Source organism: Corynebacterium sp. HMSC064E07, from assembly GCF_001815745.1.
Classification (GTDB): domain Bacteria; phylum Actinomycetota; class Actinomycetes; order Mycobacteriales; family Mycobacteriaceae; genus Corynebacterium; species Corynebacterium jeikeium_D.
In genome coordinates this window covers 67,972-83,810 of the sequence record NZ_KV821825.1, presented here as the reverse complement: position 1 = coordinate 83,810, position 15,839 = coordinate 67,972, and the positions used below count along the sequence as shown (strand labels likewise).

Genomic DNA, 15,839 nt, shown 5'->3' with positions numbered 1-15,839 from the left:
GTCATAAACTCACACAGTTTCACATTTGCAGCCCATAATTTTTCGGGGTTGTCAGTTTCTCTCCTTACCCCACTTTATGCTCGGAGATCTTTGTTCTTGTGGGCGTGACTCGATTCTCCACTGAGGAGGGGAGATTCAGCATTTTTGGAGGTCATCTCACGTAACCTGGGACGCATGAGGCTCGACAATATAACCCGCCCCTTGCTGGCGTCCTTTTTCGCCGCGGTCGCGTGGAGCGTTTTAGGTGGGCTAATCTTGCCGGAGCCCAATCTCGCCTACGACGAAGGAATTGCGTCGTGGATCGTGTCCATGCTGGTCTCAGTAATGCTGGTCGGAGCAATAGCTGTTTTTGCCGGTGATCGTTCGTCGGTCCGGGGGATGACCAGTGCGCGGAGCATTGTCGCAGCAGCTACCGGCGCAGGAATTGCTGCGCTTGGCGATTTGGCATTCCTATTTCTCACCACGCCGCCCGATGGCCAGGACGGCCTGGTCGTCGCCTATGTCGTGTTCTTCTACATCCCGCTACTATTTATCGGCGGATGGGCCGCCAGTGCCACGATTAAACGGGTGTGTAGGTGGCGCCGGAAAGCGAAGAAAGAAAGAGAGACCTAGCTGGCGGCCGTGAGCTAGGCCTCTAAATTTGGAGTCGCCAGCGCCTGGTGCGTCCGGTTAAGGCCGACCATTGCAACCTGCCGGGTGCGGAGGGCGTTTTTTCGGGGGGGCAGAGGCAGTTGTCGACACCTTCATCGGACGTGAATCGGAATCGACAAACCGCCTAGCCCCAAGTGGGCGGATTCTTAGAACAGGCCAGTCGGGTTCTCGTCGTAAGAGACGAGCATGCACTTGGTCTCCTGGTAGTGCTCGAGCATCATCAAGTGATTCTCGCGGCCGATACCGGACTGCTTGTAACCGCCGAAGGCTGCGTGAGCAGGGTAGCTGTGGTAGTTATTCACCCACACACGGCCAGCCTGGATGCCGCGGGCAGCGCGGTAGGCGTTATTCTGGTTGCGGCTCCACACGCCGGCGCCAAGACCGTAGATAGTGTCGTTGGCAATCTCGAGAGCCTCATCCAGAGTCTTGAAGGTTGTCACGGCCAGGACCGGGCCGAAAATCTCCTCGCGGAAGAAACGCATCGAGTTGTTGCCCCTAAAGATTGTCGGCTCGACGTAGTAGCCTCCCTCCAGCCCTTCGAGCTTGGCGACGTTGCCGCCGGTGAGAACCTCCGCGCCCTCCTTCGGCCCGGACTCCAAGTAGCCGGAGATTTTGTCCAGCTGCTCCTGGGAGGCCTGGGCGCCCATCTGTACCGACGTATCCAGCGGGTTGCCGGTCTTAATCTGCTTAACGCGCTCGACCGCGAGCTTCAGGAACTCATCAGCGATGTCTTCGTGGACCAGGGCTCGCGACGGGCAGGTGCAGACCTCGCCCTGGTTCAACGCGAACATGGCCAGGCCCTCAATGCACTTCTCGCGGAACGCATCGTCGGCGTCCATGACGTCGGGGAAGAAGATGGACGGGGACTTGCCGCCGAGCTCCAGCGTGATCGGAATAATCTTGTCGGACACTGCCTTGTTGATTAGCTGGCCCACGGCAGTCGATCCGGTGAACGCAATTTTGGAGATCCGGTCGCTTGCGGTCAGCGCAGCACCGGCCTCGGTGCCGAGGCCATTGACGATGTTGAGAACGCCGTCCGGAAGCAAATCGGCGATAATCTCGGTGAGCATGAGAATCGACGCGGGGGTCTGCTCTGCTGGCTTGAGCACGATGCAGTTGCCGGCGGCGAGGGCCGGGGCGATCTTCCATGCGGCCATCAGGAGGGGGAAGTTCCACGGGATAATCTGGCCGACGACGCCGAGTGGCTCGTGGAAGTGGTAGGCGACCGTGTTGTCGTCAATCTGTGAGATGCGCCCCTCCTGCGTGCGGGTGGCCCCGGCGAAGTAGCGGAAGTGGTCGATTGCGAGCGGGATGTCAGCGGCGAGGGTCTCGCGAATGGCCTTGCCGTTCTCCCAGGTCTCGGCGACGGCAATCTTCTCAAGGTTTTCCTCCAGACGGTCCGCGATGCGGTGGAGGATCAGCGCCCGCTCGGCCGCAGGAACCGAGGCCCAGGAGTCCTTCGCCTTGTGCGCGGCGTCGAGAGCGAGCTCAATGTCTTTCTCGTTAGACCGCGGAACCCGGCAGAAAACCTCGCCCGTAACCGGGGTGGAGTTGTCCATGTATTGCCCGTCTACTGGAGGTGTCCACTTACCATCGATGAAATTTTCGTACTGCTCCTTGTACGTGAAGATTGCATCGGGGGTGCCGGGGTTGGCGTAAACAGTCATGTAGACACGTCCTTTCTATAGGGAAACAACAAACGTATGAGCCAACTTTAAATTGTGACTCGTGTCATAATCAACACTTATTTTTTCATCGCTTTTGCGAGAGATGCGATTGCTGCCGACCCTAAATCTGCCCCGACGTCGCCGTGAGAAATTCCAAAATTGCCCGCACACGGCGGTTTTCCTCGCCGGGCTCCAGATGCAGCTTCATAAAGATGTTGGACACGTGTTTCGCCACCGCCGCCCCGGAAAGCACGAGGTCATCGGCAATCTGCTTATTGGACTTGCCGCGTGCCATCAGCTCGAGCACTTCGCGTTCGCGCGCCGTTAAACTGGCTAGCCCCGATTTGCCGGACTGCATCAATGCCGTCGCCACATCAGGGTCAATCACCACGCCACCACCTGCGACGACCTCGAGCGAACCCAAGAAGTCCAGCACCTGGCCAACGCGGTCTTTGAGCAGATACCCGGTCCCGCCACTCGAGCTGCTGCCACTTGAGCCGGCCCCAGTACCAACCCCAGCACCTCCCGGCGAGAACAACTCACGCGCATACGCCGGCGCCACATACTGCGACAGCACCATGACATTCAGCTGCGGATAACGCTCGCGCAGTTCCACTGCGGCCCGCAGGCCGTCGTCACTCATCTTCGGAGGCATGCGCACATCGGTAATCACCAGGTCTGGCAGCTCGCCCGAGTCGTCAAACCGGTCATCGATGTCCGCCACCAGACCGTGCGCAGTGTCGACCATCGCAATCACTTCATGTCCGCGCTTTTCGACGAGCCCCGCGACTCCTTCCCGCAGGAGTGCCGAGTCATCCGCAATGACAATTTTCATTATTTCGCCGCACCTTTCTTCTCCACGCTTTCCATATCCATGCCTTCTATTTCTCCAATGCCCGATTCCCAGCGATTTAGCATCAAGGGAATTCTGGCTATTACCTGCGTTGGCCCGCCTTCGGGAGAGTGCATGGTCATCGCACCGTCAAAAGTGGCCAGGCGCTCTTTCATGCCCCGCAAACCGCGCCCCAATTTTGCGCCGCCAGGGCCTTGGTCCGTAATTGAAATATTCAGTGTTTGATCCGAGGTGAGCAGCACAGAAACAGGAGCGTTCGGTGCATATTTCGCCGCATTAGTCAGCACTTCTGCACAGAAAAAATACGCCGCGGCGAGCACACTTTCTTCCAATTCAGGCAGGGGATAGGGAGTGTGCACAACAACGTGAGGGCCGTATCCTTCAGCAATCTCTTCAACAGCCGCTTGCAGACCGCGATCGCGCAACACCTGCGGGTGAATTCCGTGGACTGTCCGCCGCAAAGCGCGTAATCCATCCTCCAAATGGCCGCGAGTTTCCGCGAGGAGCTGCATTAATTCCTCATTGCCAGTATTGGATGCCTCCAATTCTGCAAGTCCCAATTTCATTGAAGCTGCAACAATGTATTGCTGAGCTCCGTCGTGGAGGTCATTTTCAATGCGGCGACGTTCAATCTCGAAGGCTTCGGCAATTGTTCGTCGTGAAGCGGTAAGTTCGGCGATGCGAGCGGCGGCGGATTCCTCGTAGCTGCGTTTATGCGCTTTTTCGCGGCGGTTCGCGCCGATATATTTGCGGAAATAATCCTTCAGCTCCATAGTTTCCTATGGTACGAAAGCTCTGTCTACGGAGGAATTAATTTCCGGCATAGTAGACCTAGCACTACCGCAAAAGGAAAGTGGGCACGGTGTTGAAATCGCCTCCGTGCGAGTGAAATGAGTGCCATGACAGACAACAACAGCCCAAGAAACGCACGACTTTGTATTCGTGACATCACTAAGTCCTACAATTCAGCTCCCGTTCTCACCGGCATTTCGCTGACCATTGAGCCCGGCGAAACCGTGGCAGTCATGGGACCGTCAGGTTCTGGTAAGTCCACGCTGCTGCACTGCATGTCCGGCGTGTTGCTGCCGGACGACGGCGACGTCATCTTCGGTGACACAAAGATTAATTCGCTTTCTGATGCCGACCGCTCCGCCCTCCGCCTGCACGACTTCGGCTTCGTCTTCCAAGACGGCCAACTCCTCCCCGAACTGACCGCCCGGGAAAACGTTGCTCTGCCAATGATTCTGCAGGGCAAGAAGCGCTCGAAGTCACTCGCGCTTGCCGACGATGTCCTCAGCCGCCTGGGCCTAGAAGACCTAACGCGCCGTCGCCCAGGACAGATGTCCGGCGGCCAAGCACAGCGTGTAGCAATTGCCCGCGCGATGGCCGGCGAGCCAGGTGTCATCTTCGCCGATGAGCCGACTGGCGCGCTGGACCAGTCCACAGGCCATGAGGTCATGCAGCAGCTCACCGCGTTGGTGGAGCAGACTGGCACGACATTGGTGATGGTCACGCACGATGTGAAGGTGGCCGACTGGTGTCGTCGACGTGTGGAGATCCGCGATGGCCTGATTCACGACGACCGCATGCTGGCAGGAGCGGAGGTTACAAAGTGAGCACCGTAACTGAAGCACCAAAACCCCAGAGAATTCGTACCGGCGCACTAGCGGACTTGAGCACGCGGCTGCAGCGCGCCGGGCGTGAATCGCATTCGGGAAACGGCTGGTTGTCCGCACTGTCCGTGGTAGCTATGACCGTGAGTACCTGGTTGGCGTTGGTCGTCGTCGGTGGCACGGCGATGTTTTACCGCCGTTGGCAGGCTGAGCCACAGTTGCCGCCGAACCCAACGCCCGAGGATTACATGAATCAAGGTCAGGGCGAGATGTACCTGCAGTTGGCACTCGTGGCCTGTGTTTTTGTGATTCCGGCAATGGTTTCGCTCGTGGCACAGTCGGCGGTGCTTGGCGCTGCGGGACGTGAGCAGAGGTTGGCAACTCTGCGCTTAATTGGTCTCTCCAACGGGGCAATTACGCGCATGGTGATTATCGAAACCCTCGTATTGGCAGCTGTAGGGCTTGTCGTGGGCACGTTGTTGTCGGTGGCCACTGCGCCATTCTGGGCGATAATCAAGTTCGACAATGACTACCTGGATACCTGGGACATGTTGCTGCCCTGGTGGGGCTACCCGCTGGTCTGGGTTGCCGTGGTGCTCCTCGCGCTCTATGCGGCTGTGGTTGGTTTGCGAAGGGTGATGATTTCACCACTCGGCGTTAGCCGCAAGGAAGTGCCCAAGTCGATGAAGGCTTGGCGCATGATTGTGGCCGTTGTTATCGGTGCGATCGTCCTATACGTGATTGCCAACTCCAATATCGCGGGTGGAACCGTCACTGCCACGCTTGGTGTCGCAGCGATGATGTACCTGATGGTCTGGGCAATTGGCCTGGTGGCGCCTTTCTTTATCCAGCTTGTTGCCCGCATCTCCAGCTTCTTCGGTACTTCAAGTGATTTTGTGGCGACGCGACGAGTCGCGACTAACGCTAAGGAATCGTGGCGTCGAGTAAGTTCCATGGCCTTCCTGTCTCTGCTGCTTGGCTACACAATGATGGTGCCTGGCGAAGACAAGATTGAAGAGGTTGCAGATGTCACATTCGCGCACGATATTGCAACCGGTGTGACTATCACTTTCGTAATCGGTTTCATTCTGTTGCTGGTGTCAACGCTTTTGACTCAGGCCTCAGCCGTCTATGAAGAGGCATCGCTGACAAAGGCGCTGGACTTCATCGGGACGCCAATCAGCTTCCACCGCACGGTCACTTTCAAGCAGACATTCTTTCCCATGCTTGCGACCAGCATCTTCGGCTTTGTTATGGGTGCGCTGTTGGGAGCCACCATGTTCGGCCCGATTGCGAACGAAATCACGTTTGGTCAACGCTCACTTGTTGTTGCGCTGGCGTACCTCGTGGGAGTTGTATCAGTTGGCGCTGTGACCTTGGCGGTTGATCCGCTTCGCCACAAGTTGCTGGGTCGACAGATTCGCCATAACGACTAGTCGCCATTAAAAGGGCAGTGGAGTGGCCGGGCAGTGGTGCTCGGTGCTCGGCCAGTTCCTTAGGGTTCAACTTGAGGATTAGAGCCTGTAACCAACTGTGGTTCATCTGATAACCAAGCATTCATCTCACAACCACGTAATTTCTACCTCTGACTTTTAGCCTGAGGGCATGCGTACCTACGTGCTTGATACCTCGGTCCTGCTGTCCGATCCCCACGCCACCAAGAAGTTCGATGAGCACCAAGTTGTGCTTCCGCTGGTCGTGGTGAGTGAGTTGGAGGCCAAGCGCCACCACCCAGAGCTGGGGTGGTTCGCCCGAGAAGCGCTCCGTTTCCTCGAAGAGCTGCGTTACCGCTACGGCCACCTGGACCGGCCTGTGCCCGCCAATGATCTTGGCGGGTTTATGCATATTGAGCTCAACCACTCCGATCCCTCCATCCTTCCCGCAGGCTTCCGCACCGCCGAAAACGATCACCGCATTCTCGCTTGCGCCCTTAATCTTCAGCACGATGGACATTTTGTCGTGCTGGTCACCAAGGACATTCCGCTTCGCGTCAAGGCTGGTGCGGTCGGCTTGCCTGCCGACGATTACCGCGCCCAGGACGTCGTTCTGACTGGGTACTCGGGAATGGTGGAAGTAGACGTCGACCCGGAGGAAATTGATCGTCTCTTCGCCAATGGGTTCCTTGAGCTCGAGCAGATCCAGGATCAGCCGCTGCACTGCGGCGTGCAGCTCAGCGCTGGTAGCCAGTCTGCGCTGGCACGGGTGAGCGCCCCGGGCGTCGTCAAGCTTGTGCGGGGCGATACGGAGGCGTTTGGCCTGAAGGGGCGGTCGGCGGAGCAGCGTGTGGCGCTTGACCTGCTGTTGGATGACTCGGTGGGGATTGTGTCCCTCGGCGGCCGAGCCGGTACGGGTAAGTCGGCGCTTGCGCTGTGCGCGGGACTGGAGTCGGTGCTGGAGCGCGGACTGCATCGCCGGATTGTGGTGTTCCGTCCGCTCTACGCGGTAGGTGGTCAGAACCTTGGCTACCTGCCAGGTAGTGAGGACGAAAAGATGAACCCGTGGGCGCAGGCTGTTTACGACACCCTGGAGGGATTGGTTTCAGACAACGTGATGGATGAGATTGCCTCGCGCGACATGCTGGAGGTACTGCCACTGACACACATTCGCGGTCGTAGCCTGCATGACAGCTTCGTGATTGTCGATGAGGCACAGTCGCTGGAGCGCAACGTACTGCTGACGGTGCTGTCGCGTCTTGGTAGCAATTCCCGAGTCATCCTTACGCACGATGTGGCGCAGCGTGACAACCTGCGCGTCGGCCGCCATGACGGCGTGCAGGCGGTGATTGAAAAACTCAAGGGCAACGAGCTTTTTGCACACATCACGCTGAAGCGCTCGGAGCGCTCGAAGATTGCGGAGCTCGTTACGGGACTACTCGATTAAGAGTAAGCTTGTGAGGCAGATACGTAGGAGCTGTTCCTGCGGTTACTTTCACTCGGATCGTTCGGCACGTACCTGCCGATGAAAGGTTTGTATTCACATGGCTACTGTGACTTTTGCTGATGCCACTCGCATTTACCCTGGTGCGACGAAGCCTTCTGTGGACAAGTTCAACTTGGAAATTGCCGATGGCGAGTTCCTGGTTCTGGTGGGCCCCTCCGGTTGTGGTAAGTCCACAACACTGCGCATGCTTGCCGGTCTGGAAGAGGTCAATGAGGGCAAGATTTTCATTGGAGATCGTGATGTGACCAATGTCTCGCCCAAGGATCGCGATATTGCGATGGTCTTCCAGAACTACGCACTGTACCCGCATATGACGGTGCGCGAGAACATGGGCTTCGCGCTCAAGATTGCTGGTGTGGACAAGGACGAGATTGACCGTCGTGTCGAAGAAGCTGCGAAGACCCTGGATCTAACTCAGTTCCTGGATCGTAAGCCTAAGGCTCTATCCGGTGGTCAGCGTCAGCGTGTGGCAATGGGGCGTGCGATTGTGCGCAAGCCGCAGGTGTTCCTGATGGACGAGCCGTTGTCGAACCTGGACGCGAAGCTGCGTGTTCAAACCCGTACTCAGATTGCGGCCATGCAGCGTCGGATGGGTGTGACCACCATGTATGTCACCCACGACCAGACTGAGGCGCTGACCATGGGCGACCGCATCGCGGTCATTAACTTCGGTGTTCTGCAGCAGGTCGGTACCCCGCGGGAACTCTACGAAACCCCGGCAAACGAATTCGTCGCGGGCTTCATTGGCTCGCCTGCGATGAACCTGGGCACGTTCAACGTCTCTAATGGTTACGCCACGTTGGGTGAGGCCAAGATTAAGCTGCCGGAAGCCACACTTGCTGCAATCGTGCCGGAGGATCAGAACCAGATTATCGTGGGCTTCCGTCCGGAGGCATTCGACCTGGTCGAGGGGCCGGGCGATGACGTCATTCCGGTGCAGGTTAACTTGGTCGAGGAATTGGGCTCCGATGCATTCATGTATGGCGATCTCGTCGGTGGCGGAGCATTGAGCTCCGGATCTTCCTCTAACCCGGACGAAGAGGAACACGGTCAGGTGGTTATTCGTACCGCCCCGCGCACCGCGCCGCAGTTGGGCTCGGTAGTTTACGGCAAGATTCGTCCGGGCATGCTGCACCTGTTCTCGAAGTCGACTGGTATGCGCCTTCCGGCCTAAACTCTTTCGTTTAGATGAAATGAGTAGCTGGTAGGGCAGTGGGACAGTAAGACAGTTTTAGGAGCCACCGTGTCGGAAACTATGAAAATAGCCGCGACAACGGTGGCTTCAAAGCTTTTGCGCCTTCCTTGGCATATACCTCTGGAACAGTGGCCAGACGATTTGTTGGCCGCCCTACCTCAGGGAATTTCGCGGCACATTGTTCGATTCGTCAACTTGGATGACCGCGTCATTGCAGTGAAAGAAATTGGTGAGTTCACTGCTCATCATGAGTATCGAATGCTGCGTGACCTGGTCAGGCTCGGTGCTCCATCGGTTCGCCCGCTCGCGGTCATTACTGGCCGCAAGGATCCAGATGGCGAACCGTTAACTGCGGCACTCGTCACAGAACATCTCGAGTATTCGCTGCCGTATCGTGCAGTTTTTTCTCAACAGGTCACCCGCGAAACTGTGGTCCGCCTGATTGACTCGCTGGTAGTCCTGCTAGTTCGGTTACATCTCCTTGGTTTTTACTGGGGCGACGTGTCGCTGTCGAACACGTTGTTTCGTCGTGACGCAGACGCTTTCTCCGCCTACCTTGTCGACGCGGAAACGGGAGATTTGCAAGGCACACTCTCAGATTCCCGCAGGCTTTACGACGTTGACGTTGCCCATACCAACATCATCGGAGAGCTCATGGATCTGCAGGCCGGCGGATTCCTCGATCCTGAGTTGGACGTAATTGCGGTGGGTAGGCGCATTATTGAGCGTTATGAGGACCTGTGGCAAGAGCTGACGGGGGAAGAATCTATTGGTGTTGAGGAGCCTTGGCTTGTCGATGAGCGGATTCGCAGGCTCAACGACCTCGGTTTCGATGTTGGCGAGCTGAAAGTCACCAGTGATGGTGGCCGCGTTGTGTTCCGACCACGAGTGGTTGACGCAGGGCATCACCATAGGCAGTTAATGCGACTGACGGGGTTGGATGTTCAAGAACGGCAAGCGAGGCGGATGCTCAATAGTATGCAGACCTTTCGGTTGGCGGAAGGTCTTGAAGGGGTTCCGCTAGAGCAGGTTGCGCACCGATGGCTGCGTGAAGTTTTCGAGGCCACAATCCTGGCTGTGCCCGAGGGGCTGCGTGGAAGGCTGCAGGATGCGCAGGTTTTCCACGAGGTCTTGGAGCATCGCTGGTACATGGCAGAAAAACGCCGTGCGGATGTGCCGCTTCAAGAAGCGGTGCAGAGCTACGTAGACCGAGTGTTGCCCGGGCATCGCGACGAGTCCGTATATCTTCCGGCGAGCGATGAGGTCGAGTAGCTCTCTAGAAGCAGACTGTCGAGCGTACGATTATTTCAAAAGTGACAAGTAAACGACTCGCCAGGATATTATAAAAATATACATTCACGCCAAACAGGGGTGCTTTTGGTGGTCGGGTGGTTGTCGGGTCTGCGTGTGATTGTCGCGGCCAGGTGCTTACTTTGGTGCCGGTAGGCGGCTCTGTTCAGCGAAAACAGCTCGAAAACAGCTCAAATTCTAGGTGTGCTTTCGAGAGCTTTTGCTATTTTTCTCCTTTGCATTTGTTCACAGCTGGCTGAAGGCCAACCTAAATTGGTTTTGGTCAAGTAAGATTTTGGTGAGACCGAATACCCGCGTGGGTGGCGTCGAAGTTCGCATGAAAGGCTACTTCTAGCCGCAGGGCGGGATAATCCAATTAGGCCACGGCTGCTGGCAAATATTCGTCCGAATTGCTCGGAGGATGCCATTGAAGTGGCCTTTCTTCTCAAGGGAGAAAATATAGTGAAGAACTTCAAGCGCCTTTCAGCTCTGTGTGCAGCAGGCCTGATGGCAACCGCTGGTTTGGTTGCGTGCTCGAGTGATGATGCGGTTGCAGATGGTGGTGTCTACTTCCTTAACTTCAAGCCGGAGCAGGATGCCGCATATCAGAAGATTGCGAAGGCATACACTGACAAGACTGGTGTCCAGGTCAAGGTCGTTACTGCTGCTTCGAATTCCTATGAGCAAACTCTGAAGGCCGAGATTGGTAAAAAGGACGCGCCAACACTGTTCCAAGTCAATGGTCCGGCGGGCCTGCGTACTTGGCAGGAATACATGGCAGACATGTCTGACACTGAGATCGCACAAAACCTCAACGAGGGCATCGAGCCGCTGAAGGGCGAGGACGGCAAGGTATACGGCGTCCCGTTTGCAGTCGAGGGGTTTGGCCTGATCTATAACGAAGAGATCATGGACAAGTACTTCGCGCTGCCCGATGCCAAGGCCAAGAGCATCGACGAGATTAAGGCCTTCGGAAAGCTGAAGGAAGTTGCTGAGGACATGCAGGCCAAGAAGGACAAGCTGGGGATTTCCGGCACCTTCGCTTCCACCTCGCTTGCATCCGGTGAGGATTGGCGCTGGCAGACACACTTGGCCAACGGACCGGTTCATTATGAATTCGAGGACCTTGGCACCAAGGAAACCGCTGATGTGAAGTTCAAGTACAACAAGGAGTTCAAGAACCTCTTTGATCTGTACCTGAATAACTCCACTGTCGAAAAGACTCTGGCCCCGTCGAAGGCTGTGTCCGACTCGATGGCGGAATTCGCCCAGGGCAAGGCCGCTATGGTTCAGAATGGCAACTGGGCATGGTCCCAGATCAACGATGTCTCCGGCAACGTGGTCAAGCAGGACAAGATTAAGTTCATGCCTATGTACATGGGCCTGAAGGACGAGGATAAGACCGGCATCTCGGTTGGTACTGAGAACTACCTGACGGTCAACTCCAAGGCTTCGGAGGCTTCCCAAAAGGCAACGAAGGACTTCGTCAATTGGCTGTTCAACACCGATGAGGGCAAGAAGTACGTCGTCGAGGATCTCGGATTCATCGCTCCGTTCCAGAACTTCACTGAAGCCGACACTCCGAATGACCCGCTGGCCAAGGAAGTGGCCGCAGCAATTGAGAACGAGGACCTGACCACCATCCCGTGGGACTTCCAGTACTTCCCGTCGCAGCAGTTCAAGGATGATTTTGGCGCAGCGCTGGCGCAGTACGCTTCCGGAAAGATGCCGTGGGACAAGGTTGTCGAGACTTTCGCCGACAGCTGGAATGCGGAATCTCCGAACAATTAAATACCAGCAAATCAATGGTGATCCATTCCATCGGTGAGTGTGAAGCGAAAGCTTCTCGCGCATGAACAACCGACGGAATGAGTTCATCCAATGGCAAGGCGGAGCTCGGGGCTCGGTGACCTGTTAAACCGGTCTCGAGGCACCGGGCTCCGCCTTTAGCTTTAGGAGCGGTGTTGTAGATGCAAGCAACATTGAAAAAGTATTTCCCAATTTTCGTGCTACCCACGCTGATTGCCTTTGCAATCGCGTTCCTGGTGCCGTTCGTTATCGGTTTCTTCCTATCATTTACTGACTTCACAACCATCACTAATGCGCAGTGGGTTGGTATCGAGAACTACCAGAAGGCCTTTAGTGAGCGCGAGGGCTTCGTCGCCTCCTTCGGATTCACTCTCATGGTGGTTGTTGTTTCCATCATTACTGTGAACTTGTTCGCGTTCTGGATCGCATGGATTCTGACGCGCAAGCTGAAGGGCACGAACTTCTTCCGCACAGTCTTCTTCATGCCGAACCTTATCGGTGGCATCGTGCTCGGTTATACCTGGCAGTCGATGATTAACGCCGTGCTGGCATCGTACGGTACGACGATTGTGTCCGACTGGAAGTTCGGTTACGCCGGTCTGATCATCCTCATCAACTGGCAGCTGGTCGGTTACATGATGATTATCTATATTGCCGGTCTGCAGAATGTCCCACCGGAGCTCATCGAAGCTGCGGAGATTGATGGCGCCGGACGCTGGGAGATTCTGCGGCACGTTACTATCCCGATGGTCATGCCATCGATTACCATTTGCCTCTTCTTGACTCTGTCGAACACTTTCAAACTCTTCGATCAAAACTTGGCCCTGACCAATGGTGCGCCGGGTTCAGAGACAGAAATGGTTGCTCTGAACATCGTCAACACCATGTTCAACCGAATTGGTGTGGAGGGCGTTGGTCAAGCCAAGGCAGTAATATTCGTCGTCGTGGTCGTAGCGATCGCGATGCTGCAGCTGCGTGCTACTCGCAGCAAGGAAGTGGAGGCATAAATGTCTGTCGACGCTGCAATGACCACTGAAACGGCCACCAAGCTCCCCAAGGCCAAGCCCGCTAAGCAGGACGAGGCCAAGGTGGGAGGCGTATCTAAGGTCATCATCTACGCGATTCTGGTGTTTTTGACCGTCGTGTTCTTGGGGCCAATCGCGTTCATTATCTTCAACTCGTTCAAGTCCAAGTTCGCAATTTCAGATAACCCCTTCCAGCTGCCACTAGGTGACATGTGGGTCGGGTTCGAAAACTACGCCGTCGGCCTGATGAAGGAGGGCTTCGGCTGGGCGATCGTGTGGTCCTTTGTCATCACGATCCTCTCGGTTATTGCGATTGTGTTCTTCTCTGCGATGACGGCTTACTACATCACGCGAGTGAAGACGTGGTGGACCTCGCTGCTGTATTACCTGTTTGTGTTCTCGATGGTCATCCCGTTCCAGATGGTGATGTTCCCGACCGTCAAGATCGCCGACATGCTGCATTTGAACAACCCAATCGGCATCGTGGTTCTCTACTTGGGCTTTGGCTCCGGCTTGTCGGTCTTCATGTTTGCCGGCTTCATCAAGTCCATCCCGATTGACATCGAGGAAGCCGCGATGATTGATGGCGCATCTCCGATGCAGAACTACTTCCGCATCGTTTTGCCCATGCTCAAGCCGACTGCAGTGACTGTCGCCATTCTGAACGCTATGTGGGTATGGAACGACTACCTGCTGCCGTACCTGGTCATTGGCCTGTCTACTAAGTACAAGACCATCCCGGTTGTCGTGCAGAGCTTCGTTGGCTCCAACGGTAACCGTGACCTTGGCGCGATGATGGCAATGCTGGTGCTCGCAATCATTCCGATTGTGATTTTCTACGTCGCCACCCAGAAGCACATTATCGAGGGTGTTGCTGCGGGTGCCGTTAAGGGATAGCTGCCTAAGCGTTAGCGCATAGGACGCCAAGCACCGCGTTTTACGAAAGCGAAAGCCTCAACCGCGTAGGTTGAGGCTTTCGTCTGTTAATCAGCCTTTATTAGGATATGAACCCGTGGATAGATTTTTCAGCACCGATACAAAGTTCTACGCAGCCTGGTCGCTGTTAGCAGACCTTGTAATCATCAACCTGCTGATGATCGTCGCATCCATCCCGATAGTCACTGCAGGCGCCGCAACTCGCGCTGGAGTAGTAGTCGCTCGCGACATGGTCCGTGACGAAGGCTCAAGGCCCGTACGGCGCTTCTTGCGCGCACTGTTGGACAATTGGCGCACACCAACCGTGTGGTGGCTATTCACCTTGGTTCTCGCCAGTGGCATTGGCTATGAGTTTTACGTTATCTCCCGCGCGGACCTCGGCACTGTCGGCCTGATCTTCGCCGCAGGAGTTACCTCCGGGGCGCTAATACTGCTGGGAATTACCGCGTGGGTCTACTCGCTGTGCTCGCTTTCCGACGGTCACTCGTCGCTCCGCCGAACCCTGGCAACGGCCACCAGCATGACCGTCAAAAACCTGCCGCGGACTGCGCTCGCAGTATTGGCGCTTCTCATCGTGCCCGCGGCCATATTCTTTTTCCCGGCGAAAATCTACGCGATTGCTACCTATGTCTTCCTCATCGGGTACGCGTTGAGTTGGTACTTGGTGATGCTGGCGCTTGAGCCCGTTCTGCCAGACAATGCTGGGTAGGTTCTCCCGCTGGCCCCACTGGCACTGACTTAATCGGTGCCAGCTCGCACACCAGGCCGCTGACGACCCTTAGCCCGCGTACTCTTTCACAGGGGGAAAATCCTCCGCCTCGACCATCTCCAGCAGTTTTTCGCGACGTGCAAAAGCGGAGCATGCGCCGACCGCCTGTACAGCTGCTGCGCCTGCTGCGGTGGCCAGGGGGACGGCGTCGTAAAGCGAGGTGCCCTTAGCCAGTTCCGCGGTGAGCGTGCCGACGAACGCATCACCGGAGCCAGTGCCGTCGACAATCTTCTCCTCTGGCAGCTTGAGCGCGGGGTGCTCGTAGATTGTCGGCTCGTCGTCGAGACCGTCGGAGTGCTGTGCGAAGAGACAGCCGTGGTCGCCCCGGAGCATGACGACACCGGGGCAGTACTGCAGAAGCGCCTCGAGCTGTGCGCGGTAGTCGGTAGCGCGGATTCCTTCGGCGATGTCCAGGCGACGGATTGTTTCCCAGGCGCCCTTCATGTTGACGATCAGCGGATCTGCATGGTCAATCAGGGCAGGTGTAACGGTTACGACCGGATTGAGGTTCAGCACCAGTCGCGCGCTGTACATGGATGCGACGGACGCGATGGCCTCAGTTGCTTCCGGAAGGAGCTCGCCCTGCGCGAGCACGACATCCGCTGATGCGAACTCGTCGACGAAATCGGTGGGGTCGGTTAGCGCATCGGCACCGCGCTGGACAAAAATCACCGGGCGACCCTTGCGGTTCGTTGCGACGAAAGCGCTGCCGGTCGGCAAATCCCAGGACGTCTGAATGGAGTGGACATCTACGCCGTGTGCGTTGAGTTCCTCGACCACGAAATCCGCTGCGCGGTCCTCACCAACCGTACCGGCCATGATCGCACGGACGCCGTCATAAGCGATAGCAACGGCCTGGTTAGCGCCCTTGCCGCCCAGCATATTCGTGCCGTCATCAACGATGAGCGTGCCACCTTCTGCGGGGACACTATCGACCTGTACCAAGGTATCTAGGTGGATAGATCCACATACAACAACTGTTGGATTCTCATTCAGGTCAGGAATCGGCTGCATAAAAATAAAGGATAGTCGGGAATTCAAATCCGTGTTGGCGGCCCGAGTTTACAGCCGTCAGAGCCCGCGAATCGATG

14 protein-coding genes are annotated in these 15,839 nt (G+C 56.6%); 10 read left to right on the top strand and 4 right to left on the bottom strand.

The window, feature by feature from the left end; translation table 11 throughout:
• Positions 1–174 precede the first annotated feature (174 nt).
• The gene (locus HMPREF3053_RS08365; RefSeq protein WP_049189609.1) at positions 175–612 is read left to right on the top strand and encodes a hypothetical protein; all 438 of its coding nucleotides are present in this window, start codon (positions 175–177) and stop codon (positions 610–612) included.
• 185 nt (positions 613–797) lie between these two features.
• On the opposite strand, the gene HMPREF3053_RS08360 is transcribed toward HMPREF3053_RS08365, so the two are convergent.
• The 3 genes from HMPREF3053_RS08360 to HMPREF3053_RS08350 form a co-directional block, all read right to left on the bottom strand.
• Positions 798–2,318 (bottom strand): acetaldehyde dehydrogenase ExaC, encoded by a 1,521-nt coding sequence (locus HMPREF3053_RS08360; protein ID WP_049170136.1) that lies wholly within the window; start codon positions 2,316–2,318, stop codon positions 798–800.
• A gap of 121 nt (positions 2,319–2,439) precedes the next feature.
• Positions 2,440–3,153 (bottom strand): LuxR C-terminal-related transcriptional regulator, encoded by a 714-nt coding sequence (locus tag HMPREF3053_RS08355; protein WP_049170138.1) that lies wholly within the window; start codon positions 3,151–3,153, stop codon positions 2,440–2,442.
• A complete protein-coding gene (locus tag HMPREF3053_RS08350) occupies positions 3,153–3,944 on the bottom strand; it encodes a sensor histidine kinase (RefSeq protein ID WP_080969558.1) in 792 nt (263 codons plus the stop codon). Before HMPREF3053_RS08350 ends, HMPREF3053_RS08355 begins: the two co-directional genes overlap by 1 nt.
• Before the next feature lie 126 nt (positions 3,945–4,070).
• Between HMPREF3053_RS08350 and HMPREF3053_RS08345 the strand changes: the two genes are divergently transcribed.
• The 9 genes from HMPREF3053_RS08345 to HMPREF3053_RS08305 all read left to right on the top strand — a co-directional run bounded on the left by HMPREF3053_RS08345 (position 4,071) and on the right by HMPREF3053_RS08305 (position 14,688).
• Entirely contained in the window at positions 4,071–4,787 is a 717-nt protein-coding gene (locus tag HMPREF3053_RS08345) for an ABC transporter ATP-binding protein (RefSeq protein WP_042389415.1), read from the top strand.
• On the top strand, positions 4,784–6,220 hold the full coding sequence (locus tag HMPREF3053_RS08340; RefSeq protein WP_070767561.1) for an FtsX-like permease family protein: 1,437 nt from the start codon (positions 4,784–4,786) through the stop codon (positions 6,218–6,220). The genes HMPREF3053_RS08345 and HMPREF3053_RS08340 overlap by 4 nt, the downstream gene beginning before the upstream one ends.
• Before the next feature lie 169 nt (positions 6,221–6,389).
• The gene (locus HMPREF3053_RS08335) at positions 6,390–7,664 is read left to right on the top strand and encodes a PhoH family protein (protein ID WP_070767560.1); all 1,275 of its coding nucleotides are present in this window, start codon (positions 6,390–6,392) and stop codon (positions 7,662–7,664) included.
• A 97-nt stretch (positions 7,665–7,761) separates the two neighbouring features.
• A complete protein-coding gene (locus HMPREF3053_RS08330) occupies positions 7,762–8,898 on the top strand; it encodes an ABC transporter ATP-binding protein (protein ID WP_069359226.1) in 1,137 nt (378 codons plus the stop codon).
• An 81-nt stretch (positions 8,899–8,979) separates the two neighbouring features.
• Positions 8,980–10,191 (top strand): DUF4032 domain-containing protein, encoded by a 1,212-nt coding sequence (locus HMPREF3053_RS08325; protein WP_172620277.1) that lies wholly within the window; start codon positions 8,980–8,982, stop codon positions 10,189–10,191.
• A gap of 525 nt (positions 10,192–10,716) precedes the next feature.
• The gene (locus HMPREF3053_RS08320) at positions 10,717–12,000 is read left to right on the top strand and encodes an ABC transporter substrate-binding protein (RefSeq protein WP_088611979.1); all 1,284 of its coding nucleotides are present in this window, start codon (positions 10,717–10,719) and stop codon (positions 11,998–12,000) included.
• 179 nt (positions 12,001–12,179) lie between these two features.
• Positions 12,180–13,025 (top strand): carbohydrate ABC transporter permease, encoded by an 846-nt coding sequence (locus HMPREF3053_RS08315; RefSeq protein WP_016423090.1) that lies wholly within the window; start codon positions 12,180–12,182, stop codon positions 13,023–13,025.
• An 18-nt stretch (positions 13,026–13,043) separates the two neighbouring features.
• Positions 13,044–13,940: a carbohydrate ABC transporter permease gene (locus tag HMPREF3053_RS08310; protein WP_042389412.1), complete on the top strand. Its 897-nt coding sequence runs from the start codon at positions 13,044–13,046 to the stop codon at positions 13,938–13,940.
• Between the two features lie 115 nt (positions 13,941–14,055).
• Positions 14,056–14,688: a MusI family membrane protein gene (locus HMPREF3053_RS08305; RefSeq protein WP_070546210.1), complete on the top strand. Its 633-nt coding sequence runs from the start codon at positions 14,056–14,058 to the stop codon at positions 14,686–14,688.
• Positions 14,689–14,757: 69 nt separating this feature from the next.
• Here the strand turns inward: HMPREF3053_RS08305 and HMPREF3053_RS08300 are convergent, their stop codons facing one another.
• Positions 14,758–15,762 (bottom strand): PfkB family carbohydrate kinase, encoded by a 1,005-nt coding sequence (locus tag HMPREF3053_RS08300; protein ID WP_070767559.1) that lies wholly within the window; start codon positions 15,760–15,762, stop codon positions 14,758–14,760.
• Positions 15,763–15,839: the final 77 nt, after the last annotated feature.